20 protein-coding genes and 1 riboswitch are annotated in these 21525 nt (G+C 36.5%); of the genes, 4 read left to right on the plus strand and 16 right to left on the minus strand.

Annotation, left to right across the window (positions count from 1 at the left end; genetic code table 11):
• Window positions 1-123 precede the first annotated feature (123 nt).
• From QRX23_RS04785 to QRX23_RS04820, 8 genes are all read right to left on the minus strand, one after another.
• Window positions 124-1395 carry an OFA family MFS transporter gene (locus QRX23_RS04785; protein ID WP_330156106.1) on the minus strand — a complete coding sequence of 424 codons (1272 nt, stop codon included), beginning with the start codon at window positions 1393-1395 and terminating at the stop codon, window positions 124-126.
• Between the two features lie 211 nt (window positions 1396-1606).
• Window positions 1607-1906 carry an MTH1187 family thiamine-binding protein gene (locus QRX23_RS04790; RefSeq protein WP_002827191.1) on the minus strand — a complete coding sequence of 100 codons (300 nt, stop codon included), beginning with the start codon at window positions 1904-1906 and terminating at the stop codon, window positions 1607-1609.
• Between the two features lie 57 nt (window positions 1907-1963).
• A complete protein-coding gene (locus QRX23_RS04795) occupies window positions 1964-2584 on the minus strand; it encodes a TenA family protein (RefSeq protein ID WP_330156107.1) in 621 nt (206 codons plus the stop codon).
• The gene (thiD, locus tag QRX23_RS04800; RefSeq protein ID WP_330156108.1) at window positions 2581-3405 is read right to left on the minus strand and encodes a bifunctional hydroxymethylpyrimidine kinase/phosphomethylpyrimidine kinase; all 825 of its coding nucleotides are present in this window, start codon (window positions 3403-3405) and stop codon (window positions 2581-2583) included. The genes QRX23_RS04795 and thiD overlap by 4 nt, the downstream gene beginning before the upstream one ends.
• A 69-nt stretch (window positions 3406-3474) precedes the next feature.
• A riboswitch (TPP riboswitch) is annotated at window positions 3475-3574 on the minus strand.
• A gap of 46 nt (window positions 3575-3620) precedes the next feature.
• A complete protein-coding gene (locus QRX23_RS04805) occupies window positions 3621-5039 on the minus strand; it encodes a Sapep family Mn(2+)-dependent dipeptidase (protein WP_330156109.1) in 1419 nt (472 codons plus the stop codon).
• A gap of 148 nt (window positions 5040-5187) precedes the next feature.
• Window positions 5188-5337: a hypothetical protein gene (locus QRX23_RS04810; protein ID WP_002827186.1), complete on the minus strand. Its 150-nt coding sequence runs from the start codon at window positions 5335-5337 to the stop codon at window positions 5188-5190.
• Between the two features lie 118 nt (window positions 5338-5455).
• A complete protein-coding gene (locus tag QRX23_RS04815) occupies window positions 5456-6406 on the minus strand; it encodes an AEC family transporter (RefSeq protein ID WP_002827185.1) in 951 nt (316 codons plus the stop codon).
• Between the two features lie 73 nt (window positions 6407-6479).
• Complete coding sequence (locus tag QRX23_RS04820; protein ID WP_330154874.1) at window positions 6480-7385, minus strand: ADP-ribosylglycohydrolase family protein; 906 nt, start codon at window positions 7383-7385, stop codon at window positions 6480-6482.
• Window positions 7386-7492: 107 nt separating this feature from the next.
• Between QRX23_RS04820 and QRX23_RS04825 the strand changes: the two genes are divergently transcribed.
• Complete coding sequence (locus QRX23_RS04825; RefSeq protein WP_002827181.1) at window positions 7493-7918, plus strand: DUF2507 domain-containing protein; 426 nt, start codon at window positions 7493-7495, stop codon at window positions 7916-7918.
• Between the two features lie 137 nt (window positions 7919-8055).
• Here QRX23_RS04825 and trmB read toward each other — a convergent pair whose 3' ends face one another.
• Genes trmB through QRX23_RS04840 form a run of 3 tightly spaced genes read right to left on the minus strand, consistent with a single transcriptional unit; the run spans window position 8056 to window position 10515 of the window.
• Window positions 8056-8718, minus strand: coding sequence for a tRNA (guanosine(46)-N7)-methyltransferase TrmB (trmB, locus tag QRX23_RS04830; RefSeq protein WP_150222465.1), 663 nt, complete (start codon window positions 8716-8718; stop codon window positions 8056-8058).
• Entirely contained in the window at window positions 8702-9811 is a 1110-nt protein-coding gene (locus QRX23_RS04835) for an ABC transporter permease (protein ID WP_330154875.1), read from the minus strand. The genes trmB and QRX23_RS04835 overlap by 17 nt, the downstream gene beginning before the upstream one ends.
• 5 nt (window positions 9812-9816) lie before the next feature.
• Window positions 9817-10515 (minus strand): ABC transporter ATP-binding protein, encoded by a 699-nt coding sequence (locus tag QRX23_RS04840; RefSeq protein WP_164222940.1) that lies wholly within the window; start codon window positions 10513-10515, stop codon window positions 9817-9819.
• A 120-nt stretch (window positions 10516-10635) separates the two neighbouring features.
• On the opposite strand from QRX23_RS04840, the gene QRX23_RS04845 reads away from it, so the two are divergent.
• From QRX23_RS04845 to QRX23_RS04855, 3 genes are all read left to right on the plus strand, one after another.
• The gene (locus tag QRX23_RS04845) at window positions 10636-11061 is read left to right on the plus strand and encodes an HIT family protein (protein WP_002827175.1); all 426 of its coding nucleotides are present in this window, start codon (window positions 10636-10638) and stop codon (window positions 11059-11061) included.
• 3 nt (window positions 11062-11064) lie between these two features.
• The gene (locus QRX23_RS04850) at window positions 11065-11319 is read left to right on the plus strand and encodes a hypothetical protein (protein ID WP_002827174.1); all 255 of its coding nucleotides are present in this window, start codon (window positions 11065-11067) and stop codon (window positions 11317-11319) included.
• Window positions 11320-11542: 223 nt separating this feature from the next.
• Window positions 11543-13009: a peptide MFS transporter gene (locus tag QRX23_RS04855; RefSeq protein WP_330154878.1), complete on the plus strand. Its 1467-nt coding sequence runs from the start codon at window positions 11543-11545 to the stop codon at window positions 13007-13009.
• Between the two features lie 59 nt (window positions 13010-13068).
• Here QRX23_RS04855 and uvrB read toward each other — a convergent pair whose 3' ends face one another.
• The 5 genes from uvrB to pcrA all read right to left on the minus strand — a co-directional run bounded on the left by uvrB (window position 13069) and on the right by pcrA (window position 21493).
• A complete protein-coding gene (gene uvrB / locus QRX23_RS04860) occupies window positions 13069-15084 on the minus strand; it encodes an excinuclease ABC subunit UvrB (RefSeq protein WP_330154879.1) in 2016 nt (671 codons plus the stop codon).
• Window positions 15085-15199: 115 nt separating this feature from the next.
• On the minus strand, window positions 15200-15835 hold the full coding sequence (locus tag QRX23_RS04865) for a YfbR-like 5'-deoxynucleotidase (protein ID WP_040760127.1): 636 nt from the start codon (window positions 15833-15835) through the stop codon (window positions 15200-15202).
• 102 nt (window positions 15836-15937) lie between these two features.
• On the minus strand, window positions 15938-17131 hold the full coding sequence (locus QRX23_RS04870; protein WP_330154880.1) for a CamS family sex pheromone protein: 1194 nt from the start codon (window positions 17129-17131) through the stop codon (window positions 15938-15940).
• A 40-nt stretch (window positions 17132-17171) separates the two neighbouring features.
• Window positions 17172-19199 carry an NAD-dependent DNA ligase LigA gene (gene ligA, locus QRX23_RS04875; protein WP_330154881.1) on the minus strand — a complete coding sequence of 676 codons (2028 nt, stop codon included), beginning with the start codon at window positions 19197-19199 and terminating at the stop codon, window positions 17172-17174.
• Between the two features lie 14 nt (window positions 19200-19213).
• A complete protein-coding gene (pcrA, locus tag QRX23_RS04880) occupies window positions 19214-21493 on the minus strand; it encodes a DNA helicase PcrA (RefSeq protein ID WP_330154882.1) in 2280 nt (759 codons plus the stop codon).
• Window positions 21494-21525: the final 32 nt, after the last annotated feature.

Genomic DNA, 21525 nt, shown 5'->3' on the forward strand with positions numbered 1-21525 from the left:
TCTCCGTAAATATGTATTTGATTTATACAAATTATCATAAATGATATTATACAGAAAATAGTATTAAAAAAGCTACCGATTTCATCAAAATCGATAGCTAGAAATTTTATATTTGTAAAAAAATTAGTTTTTGTAAACTGGCTTCTTAATAAATACCCAAATCAATAATGAAACGATCAACATTACCATATAGATATTAAAGACAACGGATAAGTTACCACCAGCAAGTGACAAAATAATGGCACCTGCTAAACTTCCGAAACCAAATCCTTGGTAAATTAGAGAGTAGTTTTGACTATGATTCTTCAAACCGAAGTAGTCACCAACCATGGTTGGATAAACTGTAATCGTACCACCAAAGAAGAAACCAACAGCAATCATTGCGGCATAAAATACCGGAACACTTAGATGACTGCTAAATGCCAAAGTAGCTACGGCAATAAAGGTTACAACGTATGAAAGAATAAACATTGGCTTACGACCAAACTTATCTGAAAGTGATCCAATCAAGAAACGACCAATAGTATTAGCAATTGCAACTACGGCAACGATATTTGTAGCTTGTGCAATATCTAATCCGGCCAAATTTGTACCCAAGTTAGATGAAATTCCAGTCAAGTAAACAGACAAAGAAATTGTTAGCAAGGCAATGAATAGCAAGTATGCTTGTGGCTTACGTAGCATTTCACGAGTCGTGAACTCATGGTGAGTTGGATCGTCGACAACATCCTCACCCTTTGCTTCTGGTGCATCATGAATGAATAATGCACCACCTACGATTAGAAGCATTGATAAGAATCCCCAAGCCATTAAAGCATGTGGCAAGTTGTGAACGATATTCGTTCCTAGAAAAGCTGAGTCAATATATTTGAAAACAAATGATCCTAATCCATAGAAGGCAACTGAAATACCAGAAATTAGACCTGTTTTCTCAGGGAACCATTTGATGGCATTTGATAGCGTTGACATGTAAGCAATACCATCGGCAGCACCTAACATAACACCTGCTGACAAATAGTATAGCCACAATTGATCTGCAGAACTAACGCGTGATGCGATAAAGACTGAAATACCAAATAAGATACCGGCTGAGATCGTGACTTTACGAACACCAAATTTCTTGACTAATGAGCCAACAAAAATCGTTGATAATGATAAGGCTAATGCACCAATTGAAAAAATCAATGAAATAGATCCTAAATGTGGCTGGACAGCCGCAGGTTTACCTGTAGCTGGATCTAATACCAATTGATGAAACATCTTTAAAATTGGTGTGTTAAAAATACTCCATGCGTAAAAGGTTCCCACACCCAATTGCACAAGAGCAGTACCAAAAATTACCAACCAACGATTGACAACTTTTGGTTGACTCTCTGACGATAATGCAGTTTGCATAATAATATCTCCTTAAAAAACCTAAATTAAACATACACGTTGTGAAAACGCTTACGGTATTTAAATATAGTCCCATTTAAAGGATTTGTCTACACAAATCATTATAAAAATCGGGAATTTATTTATTTCAGATTCTTTTTGAAAGAAAAAAGGATAAGTACACCTTATTTAGTGCCCTATCCTTTGTAAATTGATATTAATACAAAAACGATTATCCCTCTAATTTATGGCTAAGTTTCTGTAGTTTTGTTTCAATTGTGTTTGTGTGACCAGGTCGAATATCGGCATTTAGAGAAACATATGCACGGATACCTTTATCTGTTAACGTTTGAATGGCCTTTTGCACAGTATTCATAACATCTGACCACTCCCCCTCAATTTCAGTACCCATGGCGGTTGTTTTGTAAGTAAGTCCAGATTCTTCGATTACCCCAATAATATCGTTTACATAGCTACTTAGTTCATCACCAACACCAAAAGGTGCTATCGCAACTGAAATTAACGTATTCATTTTAAATCCCTCTCTTCAATACATAGTCTATATTTATTATAACATTTAATACAGTACTTAGTGTCGTGCTGCTTGCTCCCAAAAAGTAAGTTCATATTGGTAAGATGTTAAATATGTTGATAAATAAGCCTGCTGTGTTTCAAAAGATAGTTTCTGCCAGTCAGGTACCTGTTGATCAACTACTTGCCAGCTCCATTGTGTGAATGCTTTATAATCGGGACTAGTGTAATAAGCTAGCCAAGGTTCATAAGTATTATTAGGGAACTTATTAATAAAATGGGTGCCTATTAAATGGTACGACTCCGTACATGGTAATAAAGCCAACATTGCATTTGTGGCATCACCTTGCATAATCGCCTTTTCCATGTGCTCTAGATAGGCTAAATTATGTTGGTCAGGTGGTATATTTAGCATTGCCTGACTTGCTAGCAAGGCATTGTGAGCAGTTTGTTCGTCTGTAGACACAGGCTTTGAAGCTTGCTGCAATGGTGTTAATTTTTCTGTCGTTAAGTCAAATAGTTTACCGAAATAGTCGGTATAATAGGTATCTTGTGCAACATAATAGTCTCGCTGTGTTTGCGACAAATTATCTGAGCCTATGCCTTGTACAAAAGATGAGTGATAGATATCATTCCGTATTGATGCAGATTGTTGTAATAGAAATTCATGGAAGGTCATTTGTTATCCTCCGTCCCCATTGTGATAGCCACCCAATGGTTTAATGGACCATGACCATGACCAACATTGATTGTTTGCCGAATGGCTTCGTAAGTGAATTTTTTAGCAACAGGCATAATATCCTTCAAATCATACCCTTTTGCTAGATTTGCAGTTATAAATGATGATAAGGTATCACCAGTTCCGTGCGTACGCTTGGTTTTGATACCAGGCATTGTGAGCCATTCTGATGAACCGTCAGCATATAGAATGTAGTCGGCAAACTCATTTTTTGAATCAGCACGATGGCCACCTTTTATTAAGACGTTTTTAACGCCCATATTTTGGATTGTCCTAGCTGCATGAATAATGTCTTGATCAGTTTTCAATGAACGACCAACGAGTACCTCAGCTTCCGGTAGATTTGGTGTTATCAAGAATGCGAGTGGTATAAGTTCTGCTTTTAAAGTATCGATCGCTGCGTCACTTAATAAGTGCGCGCCACCCTTTGCTACCATTACTGGGTCGATAATTAGTTTTCCCAGGTTATGTGATTGCCATCCTTGTGCAACCGCATGAACACGAATCTCATCCAGTAATGCACCAGTTTTGGCCGCTTTGATATCTAAATCATCAACGATACTTTTAAATTCCTCTAAAATAAACTTTGCAGGAATCGGATATTGGTCCTGCACACCATAAGTATTTTGAGCGGTTAGCCCGACTACAATCGTCGCAGCATAAACTCCTTGATTATGAAATGTTTTTAAATCCGCGTTGATACCAGCCCCACCACTGGCATCAGTTGAAGCAATTGTTATAACTTGTGGTATATCTATCATGATTCCTCCCGCATTCATGGCAATTTAAAAAGCACAGAAAACCAGGAAATTGGTTTTCTGTGCTATAAATCGCATTGACCATTACTTTCCTTCGTTAGTACTAACTAAACAGGTTCAAAGGGTCCGTTAATTAACGTCTCAGCCATAAAAGGCTCCCCTAGTAAATATTAAATTACATGCTAATTATCACATTTATTTTTTTATAGGTCAACACATTATAGATTATCTGATAGGGCTAGTATTTCTGCTACGATAAGATCGATACCAGTTTGGTAGTTCGCCAAATTAAAGGATTCGTTTGCCCCATGAGCTGTTGATGGTTCATCTGTTGGAATGATACCAAATCCAACGCCACTTGACATTAGACGTCCGAAGGAAGCCCCACCATTAACGCCTTGATCGGGTAATTTACCAGTAACAGATTGAAAGGCATCTGCTAATAATTTAACAAGTTTGTTATCTTTACCTACATAGTGCGGCACAAGCCCTGCCGGATCACGAACGATGTTAGTTAGCCAAGGCTCATCAGTCAATATTTGATCAACGGTTTCGGCTTCATCAAAAGCTAGTGAATGACGGAAGTTTAGGTTAATATGACCAGTTGTATTGTTAATGAAGTCAGTAATGCCAACATTTTGACTGGTTTTTCCGAGCTTTGGTTCTGACTTGCCATACCCAGAGTGCTCACCATAGGGATCCTTATGCAATTTCTGTCCAACAAATTGTAGGAAGTTAGCTGCGTTACCTTTAAAGTCATACTGTGTCAAAAAATTAGCAAGATAGGTTGCGGCATTTTTACCAGTTTCTGGGCGAGCAGCATGAGTTGCAACTCCCTGTACTGTCAGAACGGTTTGTTCACCGTTCTGGCTTAAAGTTCCCGAAATATTCTCTTCTTGACAGTATTGGTCAAAGTTATTTTGTAGATCATTGACAGGAATGCCAGAAAAAGTAGCTGTAGCAAATCCAGGTAAAACATTAGTTGCTGAACCACTTTTAAAGTTGATTAACTTAATTGGGGCATCTTCAGGATTTGTGGCATCAAAATATAAATCTAGCTGACTAATACCCTTTTCACCGTATGATAGATTTGCTGCACCATCGGGTGAAAAGCCATATTGCAGGTCCCCTTCCTCTGCAAAATACTGGTGCATATCTGCCCATTCACTTTCTTCATCAGTACCAATGATAAATCTAATTTGGTGTTTCAATGGCAATTGGGCATCTTTAATTGCTTTAATTGCGTAGTAAGTTAACATAACGGCTGCCTTCATATCATCTGCCCCACGTGCATAAATATGATTATCATCTTTAATGACTGGAGTGAATGGTTCAGTTTGCCATTGGTCAATATCGTTTACAGGCACAACATCGACATGTACAATGACACCAATTGGCTGTTCATCATCTTCAGGTCCAATATAGATGTATCCTGCTCGATTACCAACCGTTCCTACTTTCCGAAAGCCATCACGCTTGGCAATTGCCATCATAAAATCAAGAGCTGCTTTTGGACCAGGACCATAAGGAGCGTCTGTTGTGGCTTGTGCGTCATTTCTTACAGAAGGAATTTTAAGTAATTCTGTCAAATCGCTTAACCAAGCATCATGATATGTTGTTGTATTAATTATATTCATTAATTAAATCTCCCAAATAATTCATCATATTATCATAATCTTAGCAATTATTGAAATAATATGCAATAAAAATAATTAAAAACGAATAAATAAACAAAAAAAGGAACACAGTGAGCACTGTGTTCCTTTTTGTATCAAATTGTGCAAGCTAAATCAAATGACGTCGAAAAATTTCTTGATATAGCGCTGTTATTGTCGTGTTTGCAAGTCGTTTTGGCCGCTTTGCTACTAAAATTTGACTGACACCAGCCTCCTTCAATGTTTGCTTAGCCCAGGCTTTTGTACCAAATAATGCCATTGTTATGCCTCCCTTTGTCAACTTAAACCATGAAATGAATGGTTATATAAAATATAACCATTACAAGGTAACCGTAGTACGAACAAGGCAGGTAACGCAAGGAAAAACTCTTACGATGTTATTGAATAACAAACATCAGTACTGGAATGACTAGTAACATTAATAAGGTTGTTTGTGTAATACTAATAGACGCAAATTTATAATCTGCTTTATATTCGAGTGCCATGACTGCCGCGTTGGTCATGGCGGGCATGGCGGACTGAATAATAAATACTTGTTTTAGTAATGTAGGCAAATCAAATGGCATCATAATGAGAGCCATCGTGAGTGGTGCTAAAACAAAACGACTTAATGATAAGGTCACAGTTTCTTTATTTGGTAGCAAGTCTTTACGAGAAGTCTTCGCAATGGCAAAACCAATAAATACTAGTGCCAAAGGAACATTGGTATCTCCTAATTCTGTTAAATCAGTGACCAAAAATGCTGGTAGTTTTACATTAATAAAAACTAGTATTAATGAGATGAGTAGCGCAATCATTGGTGGATTAAAGACACCAGCTAGCGTTTTTTTCAGATTAAAATGGTTATTGTCGTGATTACCATCAATTGAAATCATATAAACACCTATTGTCCAAAATACGGTCGTGTTAGCCATATAGTAGATCAAAACATATGGTAAACTATTCATACCAAATAATGCCATATTGACTGGTAGGCCAACGGTTATTGTATTTGAATTAAAAAGTAGCGACTGAAAAAGGCCTTTGTGTTTTGGGTCAACGTGAATAATGCGCGCAATAAAAAATGATAAAACTAACAGTAGCATCATACTGCTTAAAGGAAATAAAATATTTGTTCCCATTGCCAGTAATGTTTTAGGTGTAAAGTCTTGAGGTATATGAACAATTAAATAAGCTGGTAATGCAACTTTTGAAATAAAGCCAGATAAAAATCGACTTATTTTACCATCAGAATCATCAAAAATGTTTCCCCTAATTAAAATAAATCCGATTGCTACTAACCCTAAAATCATTAAAACGCCAGTTATACTATGGGTTAATGCTGCCATTTAATTATAAATTCCTTCTTTCTGAAAAAAATAAAAAAAAGATGGCTGGTTAGCCATCTTTTATGCAACAGTATTAATTAAAATTATGGCTTTTATTTGCTATGTGAAGTACATCCATCACTATTGCTAATTCTTTATCATTAGTACTATATCTTTCAAGAAATTCTTGATGATATAAAATGCCAGCTAGTGAACCAACAAGAGGCATAATACGTTCTGATTCGCCTGGTAAAGTTTGAGTAAGTGATATTGCATTTTCAAAACTTGTACTATTTAGTATGACCCAAATCGTTGTTGCCAATGTATCAACCACATATCCTGATGTATGCAATGATTCTATGGATTCACTTTTTAAATCAGGTTTATTTAGTGCTTGAAATGCTGGTAAAAATTGTGCAAAAATTTGATGCTGTGAATAGTATTCATAAGAACCACTCACTGCTTGATCAACCGCTTCAATAAGCGGCATATTTTGTAATATGTTATTTACTAACATTGCATATAAACCACTAGCGATTAATGACTGGGGATGATTATGAGTCAAACCAGTAATTTGATGTAACATTAGCATTGCCGGCTCATGAGAGACAAAATCTTCACCATATTGTGATCGTAAATACAGTATGACTGGCATAATATGCATTAGAGCGCCATTTCCATTGTCGGATAGTTCACGACCACCTGAATTAAATGGATCACTTGTTCGCTCGTACTTATCCAATGCGAAGGTTGTTGTGCTACCAACCGTCAGGGGCTTTTTAGAATGTTTGGTGTATTCACCAGCTTGATACCAACTTAGGTATCGATCCATCATGTCAGTTAAATTATAACCGTATGACAGACTACTTATTGTTGCTAAAGTTAAAGCGGAGTCTCCACTCCATGATGTTCGCTGACTGTCAACTTGCCGTTGTGCGATTAAATCACCAGTAACTAAACCTAGCGTACTGTTATTTAGGGGACTATACGGTAAAACCATGTAAAACTCCATCCTTTCAAGAATATTATTGTAACACTCATGTAAACTGTTGGCAAATTAAGCATGAATACACTATAATTATTTTTGAACATTCAAAGGAGCAAACAATGACAGAATCAACAGTAAACCAGAACTTTGATATTTTTTCACTCGTATTATTACGTGATCATTTATTGCCTGAATTATTACAAGATGATCAATCAGAGATTACATACTGGGCTGGTAAGTCAATCGCAAATGAGTTCCAATTAACTGGGGCTAATGAAATTCAGAATTTCTTTATGTCGGCTGGGTTTGGTTACCTTTCAAACACTTCCCAAAAATCATTTGAGCAAAAATGGTTACTAAACGGTCCTGTTGTTGACGAAAGATTGCTTAAACATCCAGATGCAAGTTTTGCATTTGAAGCTGGATTTTTGGCACAAGAAATCCAACAATTAACAAATTGTGGTGCAGAAGCACAGTGGGAAGCTGGCAAAAATTCAGTAACTATTACTGTTATCACTGAAGAATCTATTGAAATGCCAGATTAATAAGTAAGTCAAAAAAGGAAAGCGAGACAAAAGTCGTTTATGCTATCAAACTTTCATGCTGATAATTAATACATTTTTAGCAAAAAGAAGTTGGAACAAATTTTTTGTTCCAACTTCTTCTTTTTATATAGTAGCAATTAGTTAAATGAACCTACAAACTTGTAAATTGGATAACCTTGTGAGGCAAACTTGTGTTCATATTCTGTTTCAACATTGTCGATCATCTTATCTTCATCTTCATGAAGGTTTAAAGATATACCGGCTGGATTGAAGCGAATACCAAAGTTAGCAAAAGAATAAAGTGAATATTCAAATAAACCACGATTATCAGTCTTGAACTCAAGCTCACCACCCGCAGGTAGAACGGCCTGATAACTTTTAAGGAATGACTTATAAGTTAAGCGACGAGATTCATGACGGGTTTTTGGCCAAGGATCAGAGAAATTTAGAAATAGTTTACTAACTTCACCTTTAGCAAAGTATGTGTCTACACCAGCACCATCACCATAGATAAATTTTAGATTTGGTAGTTCATCTTCATCTTCATCTGCCTTGCGACCGGCAACAGCGACTGCTGCTTCTTGAATTTCCATACCAATGAAATTGATATCAGGATATTTCTTAGCCATGCCAATAATAAATTGACCTTTACCAGTTCCAATTTCAATTTGCAAAGGTTGTTCTTTTGTAAAAATGCTTTGCCAATTGCCCTTTAATGAAACAGCACGGTCTTGGTTGATAACGAGATCCGCATGATTTTCTAACCATGGTTGTGCCCATTTTTTATTTCGTAAACGCACGAGTGTTTCTCCTTTGTGTGCTTTTATTGATTTTTTGTTCCGTATACCAGAATACCAAAATGCCCCCTATTACGACAAGACAAATTAGATTTTGTAACAACAAATTAATGCTAGGATCAGCGATAAAGCCAATAATCACCCATATTAATTGGGTCGTTATTAACCATGGTAGCATCGCTAACTGAAATGCTCGTAAACGTTGTTGATTTGAGATTGGATACAAGAAATTAAAGACGATATGTTGATGTACATTGCTTAGTGGTATTAACTGCAACACTAGCAGGTAAAACAATATAACTAGTAGTATTGTTTGTAGCCAACCAGTGGTAAACCATGCAGCTAATCCGCCAAAAATAGTTAGTCGAAACCATAACTTAATGTATTGTGTACGACGTATAAACGCTGTTACATATAGCTTGATAATTGGATTGTTATTATGCCTATCCCAAAAACTAATAAGCGTATCAGCCCAGGATTGTCGCTTTATCCGCGGTGTAATTCCGGGTACGTCAATGAATAAGTTGAAAAATGATAGTACAATAAATTGATGATTTTCTTCGGTTGTAACTAATTGTCGCCAATTAATTAATTTTGAATTGGCGGCATCTACAAATAACCGCTGCTTTTGTGCAATATGTTTAGTTAGTAACATTTTTAAGGCAACTAACACAATCGTAGTAGCTAAAACTAACGGGATAGAATTTGTTAATAATCGAAAAATCATGGGCCATAATGCCAACAACACAATGCCCTCAACAATGCCATTAATAATCATGCTATATGTCGTTGCTTGCTTTATTAATTTTCGTAATGATGTTTCATCACTTAATAGTGCTGTTGGATCAGCTGGTTTGATAAAATTAGTTGGATTTTTGAAAAAGATAAATGTCATTATGATGATAATGGTGATTAGTAATCTTGTCCAAATGTTGATAGGCGCAGTTTGCCATAATGATTGATACGCCAGTCCCCCAGCTCCTGCTAAAATAAATAATGCTAAGACAGCATGATCATTAAATACATATCTGAGATACTTGAGGTATTGATGCCATCGATTAGCAACACGATCTTTGAATAGATGATTTAATTTCATTGACCTTAATCCTCATTTACATTTAATTCAGGTACGAGCTTTGAAAAATCAGTTGCAGGTCCTTCTGCAGCGATTTGTCCATCCTTTAAGTAAACAAATTGATCTGCATGACTTGCAATGGTATTTAGAACATGAGTTGTTAAAAGAAAACTAGTACCTTCTTTTTTTCTACTATCAATCAGGGTTAGTAAGTCATTAACAGCAATAACATCTAAACCTAAGAATGGTTCGTCAATGATAAACAACTTTGCCTCTGTAATGAAGGCCATGACGATCATTACTTTTTGACGCATACCCTTTGAAAAATGCGTAGGAAACCATGTTAATTTATCTTCTAATCGGAAAATTTTCAACAACTGTTCAGCTCGTTGCCAAGCAACTTTTTCATCTAGCTGATAAGCAGCGATAGTTAATGCTAAATGCTCTTTTAGAGTTAATTCTTCATAAACGATTGGTTGTTCAGGAATATAAGCAAGTTGCGCTTTATACGCAACAGGATTTTCTCCTAATGTTAAATTATTTAATGTAATACTACCTTGCTTGGGATTTAATAGACCAATAATATGATTGATCGTTGTTGATTTTCCAGAGCCGTTCAAACCGACTAACGCAGTTAATGTACCATCAGGGATAGTAAATGAAATATCCTTTAAAACAGTTAGTTTGCCATATCCTCCAGATAAGTTCTTAATTTCTAAGCTCATGTTATACACCTGTATTTCTATTATTTATTCTATTTTACCAAAAAACTTTCCATTATTTATACCAGACAGGAATTATAATTAACTGTATAATGAAGTTAATGTTAGAGGAGGAATATTAAGATGTCAGATGTATTTGATAAGATAATTGATGGTGAGATTCCTTCATATAAAGTATATGAAGATGACGATGTACTTGCATTTTTAGATTTAACGCAAGCAACACCTGGGCATACACTGGTTGTCCCTAAGAAACATGTTGCTAATATTTATGAATATGATGACGAACTAGCTGCACGTGTATTGGGTATTTTGCCTAAAATTGCTCGTGCTATCAAAGCAAGTGATGATAAAATTATCGGATTGAACATCATCAATAATAATGGTGAAGCAGCTGGGCAATCTGTTTTTCACTCACACTTCCATTTAGTGCCCCGCTATATTGATGATGAGTTCGATATTCCTGTTGTTGACAATAGTGAAAAAATGACTGACACAATTTATCAAGAACGCGCAAAAAAAATTGCAGCACAATTTGAAAAGGATTAATTTATGTTTGAAAAAGCAAAAATACGATTCCACGATTTGAAAGATGCTATTAAATACGAAAAAGATTCGGTTAATGATATAAAAAAATCAGTTTCAGATATTCAAGAGTCTTTAAATGGCATTAATTCTTTGGTCAATGACTTGCAAGGTCAACTTAAAAAATTGGATTTTAAAAATAAACCTCATCTTGAACGTATTAATGAAGCACAAACACGCATCACGGAATCTTTAGCTAACTTTCCCAAAAAGCAAAAATGAATAGACATACCGAAGAGAGCGAAACAGTTAATTTCAGTCTCTTGGAAAGTATTTAAGATGATCAATCTCCCGACTTCAAGTCAGTGGTGTGATCATCTTTTTTATTGCCAAATATGATAGACAATCATGTATTTGATTTTCATTTTGAATAAGCGTAAAATTACAAACGTTCGTTTTTTAGAATAAATATGCACATTTTTTGATGTGAAGTGAGGTTTTTTTGATGAATCAGAAAGATAGTGCCTCATTTTTTGGTCAACCACGAGGTTTAATGACTTTGTTCTTTACTGAAATGTGGGAGCGCTTTTCATACTATGGTATGCGAGCCATACTATTATTTTATATGATATACGCCGCTGATAAAGGTGGTTTGGGATTTAATGCCGTCACTGGTGCGGCAATTATGTCTATTTACGGCTCGATGGTTTATCTATCAGGTATCATTGGTGGGTATCTAGCAGATCGTATTTTAGGATCTTGGCGAACGGTATTTTATGGTGGTGTTCTCATTATGTTTGGTCACATTGCCCTATCAATGCCTTTGGGAACAACTGGTCTTTTTTGTTCGATTTTCTTAATTACCTTAGGTACTGGTCTATTGAAACCAAATGTTGCGACAATGGTGGGAAATCTATACGATGCCGATGATGAGCGCCGAGATGCTGGTTTCTCGATTTATGTTTTTGGAATTAATTTAGGTTCCTTTGTCTCTCCTATTTTAGTAGGGTGGTTTCAAGTACATGTCAACTTCCATGTTGCCTTTTCATTAGCTGCTATAGGAATGTTTATTGGTCTGATTCAATATACAATTGATGGACGGAAACATTTAAATAATGTTTCAAAAAAAGCACCATCACCTTTGCAGCCCGAAGAAATCAAATCATTAATTTGGAAAGTTGGACTGGGAATTATTGTCATTCTGTTAATCTTAGCTATTTTACACATGACAGGCACGTTGAATATTAATTCAATTATTAACCTATTAACGGCTGTTGCTATCCTTGTACCAATTGCTTATTTTGTTGTCATGTTAACATCAAGTAAGACAACTAAGTTTGAGCGACGTAAAGTTGTTGCGTATATTCCATTATTTATTGCGGCAATGTTGTTCTGGGTCATTGAAGAACAGGGATCAGTTGTTTTGGCGCTATTTGCCTCAAACCAAACAGCGCTTCATGGCATTCCGGCTTCTTGGTTCCAATCATTGAACCCACTATTTATTATGCTATTTACGCCTTTCTTCGTTTGGCTATGGTCAAAGAAGTTACGTGATAAACAACCCGCAACGGGCGTAAAATTTGCCTTGGGACTTGTATTTGCAGGTTTGTCATATGTTTGGATGGCTTTCCCAGGGATGTTATTTGGTGTAAATAATCATTTTAATCCGCTTTGGTTAGTGGCTTCTTGGGCATTAGTTGAAATTGGTGAAATGTTAATTTCTCCAGTTGGTTTATCAGCATCAGCCAAGATGGCGCCTGTCGCATTCCAAGCACAAATGTTAACCGTTTGGAACCTATCTGATGCAACTGCACAAGCAGCCAATGCACAATTAGTCAAGCTATATGCACCTAATACTGAAATTGCTTACTTTTTGATTATTGGACTTATTACTTTGTTAGCCGGGTTATTGCTTTGGATTGCAACCAAAAAAATAAAAATTTTGAATGATAGTTTAAGTGAAGCTAATTAAGCAAAGTGCTCCATAATTGTTAGATATAAAACTCTAACGATTATGGAGCACTTTATTGTTTACTTACCAATTTGTAATTTTAATTCCATGACTGCATCACGGAGATTAGCGGCATCTTCAAAATCAAGACGTTTGGCTGCAGAACGCATTTGATCTTCAAGATTTGCAATCATTGCATTCTGATCATCACGTGCCATATCTTTAAAGGCAACATCGGTAAAGCTACCCTTCTCGGTAGATTGATTATCAACCTCATGGCTTGCCGAAATCAAATCACGAATGGCCTTCTTAATCGTGTGCGGTGTAATATTATGATCTTCATTGTATTGCATTTGTATATGACGGCGCCGAGAAGTTTCATCCATTGCTGCTTGCATTGAAGCAGTGACTGAGTCCGCATACATAATGACGTGACCATTTTCATTACGGGCAGCACGCCCAATCGTTTGAATTAAGGAACGTGTGTTACGCAAGAATCCTTCCTTGTCAGCATCGAGAATTGCAATTAATGAAACTTCAGGTACATCAATTCCCTCACGTAATAGATTAATACCGACTAATACATCGAATTTACCAAGACGTAAATCACGGATAATTTCGGTACGTTCTAATGTTTTAATATCGGAGTGTAGATATTTAACCTTAATACCAACATCTTCAAGGTAGTCAGTTAGGTCTTCAGCCATTTTTTTGGTCAAAGTTGTAACAAAAACACGTTCTTCATTGTCAACACGTTTGTTGATTTCCCCGATTAAATCATCGATTTGTCCCATTACTGGACGTACTTCAATTTCCGGATCTAATAGACCAGTTGGTCGAATGATTTGTTGTGCAACATCTGTTTCAGGCACACGATCATTTTCATAGTCACCTGGTGTCGCTGACATATAAATAATTTGGTTAACATGTTTTTCAAATTCTTCAATACGTAATGGTCGATTATCCAATGCTGAAGGCAAGCGGAACCCATAGTTAATCAAGGTCTCTTTTCTCGCACGATCCCCTTTATACATTCCTCGAACTTGTGGCATGGTAACATGTGATTCATCCACGATAATAATAAAATCATCAGGGAAAAAGTCTAATAGTGTAAAAGGTGGTTCGCCTGGCTGTCGACCATCCATATGACGGGAATAATTTTCAATTCCTGTCGTGAAGCCCATCTCTCTAATCATTTCAATATCATATTCAGTTCGCTGCTTCAACCGTTGTGCTTCAAGTAATTTGCCATCTTTGTCAAGCTTTTGTAATTGATCATCTAACTCTGCTTGAATTGTTTTTAAAGCACGATCACGTATCGCATCATTGGTCATAAAGTGGGTTGCTGGGAATATTGTTGCGAGGTCCAACTCAGCAGTTATTTCTCCAGTAAGCGAGTCAATTTCGCGAATACGGTCGACTTCATCACCAAAAAATTCAATTCTTAGTGCTTTGGCATCGGATGATGCTGGAAATACTTCTAAAACATCTCCTCTAACGCGAAAACGGCCACGTTGAAAATCGATATCATTCCGTTGAAATTGAATGTCGATTAGTCGATGCATTAAGTCATTTCTTTCTAGAATATCTCCTACTCGAACATTAATGACATGATCATGATATTGTTCTGGATTACCTAAACCAAAGATTGATGACACTGAGGCGACGACAATTGTGTCATTTCGAGCTAATAGCGAAGCAGTGGCCGAGTTACGTAACTTATCGATTTCATCATTAATTGATGAATCTTTTTCAATATAGGTATCTGATGATGGTACATAAGCTTCAGGCTGGTAGTAATCATAATATGAAACAAAGTATTCCACAGCATTATTAGGGAAAAACTCTTTAAATTCACCATATAATTGTCCTGCTAAAGTTTTATTGTGTGATAGTACTAAAACTGGTTTGTTCGTTTGCGCAATAACATTCGAAATGGTAAAGGTTTTTCCAGTCCCGGTTGCGCCCAGTAATATTTGTTCTTTAATACCATTTTTTAAACCATTAACTAACTTTCTTATAGCTTCAGGCTGATCGCCGGTTGGTTGATATTTTGAAACTAATTCGTATTCATTATCAGTATGACGATTAATCATTATAGATATCCTGCTTTCTAGCTAAAAATAAAAGAGCAGCTGAGACAGTTTATTTTCTGCAGCTGCCCTTGTTAATGCTACTTTGTAAACTACTTTCTAACGCCATTATAACAGACTAGTCAGCATTAAAAATACCAATGTAAATACGTTGTAGTTTTTCTGAACCAGGGAAATGTTCATTTAGTAATTCAGGTAATACTTCTTTAATGAAATAGGCCACACTTGGCATATCACGGAAAGCAAAGATAGTTTCGAGACTTTCTTTATAAATTTCCGTAAAGACAGGTTCGGGATTGCCTTTTTGAAGTTCACCAAATGCCTCATATAATAGGTCGACCTTATCGGCAACAGAGAGGATTCGGCCCTCTAATGTATCATCCTTACCCTCATGAAGACGACGAGTGTAAACTTCTTGTAATTCTTCAGGTATTTCAGTCCGAATAAAGTTATCAGACAGTGTATCTTCTACATCTGCCAGCATATGTCTTAATGTAGATGATGCATATTTTACAGGAGTTCGAATATCACCAATAAAACGTTCCGTGATATCATGATTCAACGCCTTCTCGTATAACATACGCCAATCAACTTCTTTGCCATGTGCCTCTTCAATATCTCCAAGGAATTGAGCCGCCTCAGCCACTTTCCAAGAATGAGCAGCAACTGAATGTGGTTGATATTTAAAATATCCAGGTGCCCGAGTAATCATCTCTAGCTCATTCAAACCTGACAAATATTGGTGCATTCCCATTAGTATATGCCTCCTCATAAAATATATATTTTTACCATACTACTGTTAAATGTATAGAAATGCAAGAAAAAAAGCCACATTTCTGTGACTCTTTTATTGCGATTAGTATGAACCTAAGATAGTAACTTTATATTTACTATCGTTTGCTCCTTGAATTAAGTATGCTTGCATACCCGTTGATGCTTCTATTTTAATTTTTACTGGTACGCCCTTAGGTAGATAATTTGGTGCACTCTGAGCAATATAATTAGCAAAACTTTCTATTTCAGTTGCTGAGTAGAATTGCGTTGAGACATCAACAATCAAGCCCTTTAGATTATTTCCTTCATAAGATGCCTGTCCAGTTACAGAAGACAAATTAGGGAAAAAGCTTTGAATATTATCTGAGAAGTTAGTGAAACTTGTATTCAATTTTGTCGCAACTGATTTTTCATCACCAGTTCCGGTCTGCATTGGTAATACAACAGTCTGATCATTTATGTCGGTCCAATTACCAAGTGTATTACCTGACTTTGAGACGTTCCAACTGTAGAAGTTACCACCTGCTAGTGAGTCATCCTTTGATTGGGCATACATAGCAACGTAGATTGGAATATCATTACTAATACCACTCATCTTACGATATCTTTGGACAATTTCACTGGCCATTTCTTTACCTTTTTGAATACGATCGGCACTATTTATATCTTGTGTATAGCTAGCACCATATTGTTCCTTTTGGTAAACATCCTGTGTATTCATAGCTAAACCAAGTACAATACCATTCAACTTTAGATTGCTGCCCTCTTTAGTCATAAAGTCTTGTTCTTCGATAGTCTGTAAGTAAATTGGATTACGACTGCTATCTGTTTTACCATTATCTACTGGATTTAAGCCAGTTGGATTACTATCTGATTTACGATCTAGCCAATTATTAGCAGTATCAGTTGTTAAGTATTGTCCCTCTTGGAAAATATATTTTGATGTACTAAAGTGTTCCTTTGCGAAATCCTGTAAACCATTTTCAAAACTAACTTGGTCATATGTGTTATTTTGTTGAGTTGCAGAAACACCTCTAGCCTTACTCGTCAAATATCGACCATTCTTTATCACCGTCTGATAAGAAGAGTTGTTATTTTTTTCGGTTATTTGAATTCCCTTTTTGGAACTTGATTTTGTTGCCGTGGTTGTTGTTTTGCCACTATTTGAATTTGAAACTGAAGAAGAGTTTTTAGAAAAAAAGTTTCCAAAGAAAACTAGTGCTGCAATTAACACCGCAACAACACCAATGGCAGAAAGCCATTTTACTGCACGCATACGTGTTCTCCTTTTAATCTAAACCATTTAGTTTAGAAATTTATTCATTATTATCCATAGTATCACGCAATTGTTTTTCTGACCAAATTTCAATATTTAAATCTTGGGCTTTTGTGAGTTTAGAACCAGCATTCTCTCCAGCAATTAGTAAGTCAGTTTTTTTCGAAACTGAGCTGGCCACAATAGCTCCCTGAGACTCTAACCATGCAGATGCATCACGTCTTGAAAATAGTGATAGCGAACCCGTTAATACGATTTTTTTGCCTGAAAACATTGGATTATCGATTACAGCTGTTTGAGAAGTAAATTCTGTATTGACCTTAAGTTCTATAAAGTCGTTTAATAGCTGCTGTGCTTGCTCTGTAGCAAAGTATTGTGCAACACTATCGCCAATCGTTAACCCCATACCTGGTAATTTAGCAATATCATCAGCTGTTGCTTCAGCTATTGCCTTAAGGTTACCAAACTTTGTGGCAATTGTTTTAGCAGCTTTTGCCCCAACGTTTCGTATACCTAAGCCAAATAGTAAACGTTCTACAGAATTATTCTTTGATAAGTTAATAGCATTTAATAGATTGTTTGCAGCTGTATCACCAAACTTATCTAAGTTAATTAAATCATCATATTGTAATCGATATAAATCAGTAACTTTAGTAATTAATCCATGTGCTAGTAATTGTGAAATAATTTTAGGACCTAGTCCGTCAATGTTCATCGCATTTCGAGAAGCAAAATGGGTTAATGATTCTTGTACTTGTGCAGGACAAGCTGGATTAATGCATCTTAATGCAACCTCTCCATCAACGTGCACAAGTGATTGATGACAGGCAGGACATTCTTTTGGTAATTCGTAAAGTACACTATCTTCTGGCCGTCGTTCAATAATGACTTTCCCAACCTCAGGAATAATGTCACCAGCTTTATGCAGGGTTACCGTATCACCAATTCGAATGTCTTTTGCTTGTAAATAATCAGCATTATGGAGTGAAGCACGAGACACGGTTGTTCCTGCAAGTTGAACAGGGTTCATCACTGCAGTAGGTGTAACAGCCCCAGTGCGTCCGACAGTCCATTCAATACCTTGAATGATTGTCTCTGCTTCTTCTGGTGGAAATTTGTATGCAATTGCCCACTTTGGCACTTTTACTGTATTCCCTAGTTCTTCATGAAAACTTAAATTATTTACTTTAATTACAATACCATCAATACCATATGAAAGTGAATCACGATGATTTGTCTGTGAAACAATATAATTTTCAACATCTGTCATACTCGTAACAACAGCATTTGTATTGTTTGCAGGTAGACCTAATTGACTTAATCGGATTAACAATTCAGATTGCGTCTTAATGTTTAAAGACCGTGGTGCATCCACTACCTGATACATAAATGCGGATAGTTTACGCTTTTTTGTAATAAGCGGGTCTAATTGTCTAAGTGATCCTGCTGCTGCATTTCGTGGATTTGCAAATGTTGGCAAACCATCTCGTTCACGGCTTTCATTTAATGAGACAAATGCCTCTTTGGGCATATAAATCTCACCACGGACTTCAATAGATAGCGGTTCACTTAATTTTTGGGGGATGTCATCAACATACTTAATATTACTAGTTACATCCTCACCAACATTACCATCACCACGTGTGGAAGCTTGGACTAACAATCCTTCTTGGTAGACCAAACTAATTGCTAGACCATCTATTTTTAACTCCGCATTATAGCTTAGTTCTTCTGTAAATGATTTTTGTGTGTTTACCATCCAGTTGGTTAATTCATCCATTGAAAAAACATCTCCCAAAGATAACATGGGAACGTCATGTTCAACCTTAGGTAATTCGGCTTTTGTTTTATGACCACCAACTTGTTGTGTAATAGAGTCTGGATTGACTAATTCTGGAAAGGCTGCTTCAAGTTCTTGTAAACGTTTATAAACTTTATCATATTCAGCATCCTCAACAGTTGGAGAATCATTTTCATAATATTCCTTAGCCCATTGTTGTAGCTGCAATTGTAACTTTTCCATTTGTTGAGCAGCTTCAGTAGGGTCTGTTAGAGCAACCTCAGTCATGAATAATCTCCTGTCTATTTTTCGACTTTACTAATGGGAGCAAAGGCAGCTAATAGTCGTTTAATGCCTTGATCTGGAAAAGCGATGTCTAATTCTTTATCTTCGCCATCTCCCGTAATCTTGATGACATGGCCAATTCCCCATTTCTTATGTTGAACGGCATCACCAATTACCCAATCCTTCTTTTCAGCACCAGTATTTGTGACGTTTGGTCTTGATTGACTAGTGAGCTGAACAAGTTGTTGCCGCTTACGGCCACTAAATGTTACTCCTTGTGCCGGAACGGAACGTTTACTGAATGGTAGATCTCTTTCACGATTCAAAGATTGGAAACCAGAACCATCATACTTTTCATCGATTAACTTTGCGTCAATTTCATCAATGAATCTTGACGCAGGATTATTGGTTGTCCGTCCATATAATAATCTTGAATAAGCATTTGTTAGAAATAGTTTTTCTTTTGCGCGCGTAATACCCACATAGGCTAGACGACGTTCTTCTTCAAGCTGATCATCATCTGCGGCTGCCCTTGATAATGGAAAAATATTCTCCTCCATACCAACTAGAAATACCACAGGGAATTCCAATCCTTTCGCAGCATGAAGTGTCATTAGTGTAATCTGGTTGTTGCTATTTTCGTCAACATTATCCAAATCAGAAACTAATGCTAGCTCCCCCAAAAAGTCAACGTACTTTGAGATACTTTCATCACTTGGTTCATAGTTTTTATCAAATTCTTCTGTGACTGATAAAAATTCGGACAAATTTTCAAGGCGTCCTTCGTTTTCTGGTGTAGGGGACTTTTTGAGTTGGGCTTCATAGCCAGATTTTTCTAAAATAGATTTTGTTAAATCAGTTAAGCTTAAATCAAATGACATTTGTTTGATAAAGTCTGAAATCATTTTAGCAAAATCAGTTAGTTTATTAGCTGCTCTTGCAGAAAGTCCAGGAATTAAAGTCGCATTAGCCGCACTATCCAAAAGTGTCCAATTGTTTTCTAGCGCAAATCGGCGTAATTTCTCTAGTGAAGTTTGACCAATACCACGTTTTGGTTCATTAACAATGCGTAAGAAGTTTTCATTATCAGCTGGATTTGTTACTAATGACAAATACGCCAAAACATCACGTATTTCCTTACGATCATAGAATTTTGAACCGCCAACGACAGTATATGGCATGTTGGCCTTTACCAACGCCTCTTCAACCCCACGCGATTGTGCATTTGTTCGATATAAAATAGCAAAATCTTTATAATCATGTTGTTGTGTATCAACAGCATCACGAATTTCTTTAATAACAAAGAGGGCTTCTGAACGATCAGATTGACCACGATAGTATGTGATTTTTTCACCTTCACCATTATTAGTCCAAAGTTTTTTAGCAATTCGTTCATTGTTATTACGGATCACTGCATTGGCAGCGTCAAGAATTGTTTGTGTTGATCGGTAATTTTGCTCAAGCATGACTGTTTTGGCATCAGGATATTCTTTACTGAAATTCAGAATAATCTGCATGTTTGCACCACGCCAGCCATAAATTGATTGGTCTGAATCCCCAACAACCGCTAAATTACGATGTTTTGCTGAAAGTAACGTTACTAACTCATATTGTGCATCATTCGTGTCTTGATACTCATCAACATGCACATAAAGAAACTTTTCTTGATAATAACTAAGAACTTCTTGATCTTTGTGTAATAGCTCTATTGTAAGCATAATCAGATCGTCAAAGTCTAGTGACTGGGCTAAGGCTAAACGGTGTTGATATTCCTTATAAGCTTTACCGACAATTTCTTCAAATGGCCCTGTTGCTTTTTTGACGTATTCTTCAGGCCCTTCCATCGCATTCTTTGCATTAGAAATGGCACCTAATACTGAACGAGGAGCATATTTTTCAATATCAACATTGAAGTCTTTTAAAATTCGTTTTATTAAAGTACGCTGGGCACTTGCATCAATAATAGAAAAGTCCTTTTGATAACCTAGCTTATCAATGTCACGACGTAAAATACGAACTGCCAGTGCGTGAAAAGTTGATACCCAAACAGCTTCGGCATCTGATTCGTCCACAAGCTGACTAATACGTTCTTTCATCTCACGCGCAGCTTTATTGGTAAAAGTGATTGCCAAAATACGCCAAGGTAAAACATCCAAATCCTGTATTAGATGAGCGACGCGATGCGTTAACACACGTGTTTTTCCAGAACCCGCACCAGCCATTATTAATAGTGGCCCTTCTGTTGTCATAACAGCTTCAGCTTGCTTATCATTCATACCCGCAAGTAACGGATTCATAGTATGTCTCCTCTCGAATTTCAAATATTGTC

The organism is Weissella paramesenteroides, from assembly GCF_036327715.1.
GTDB classification, from domain to species: Bacteria; Bacillota; Bacilli; order Lactobacillales; family Lactobacillaceae; genus Weissella; species Weissella paramesenteroides.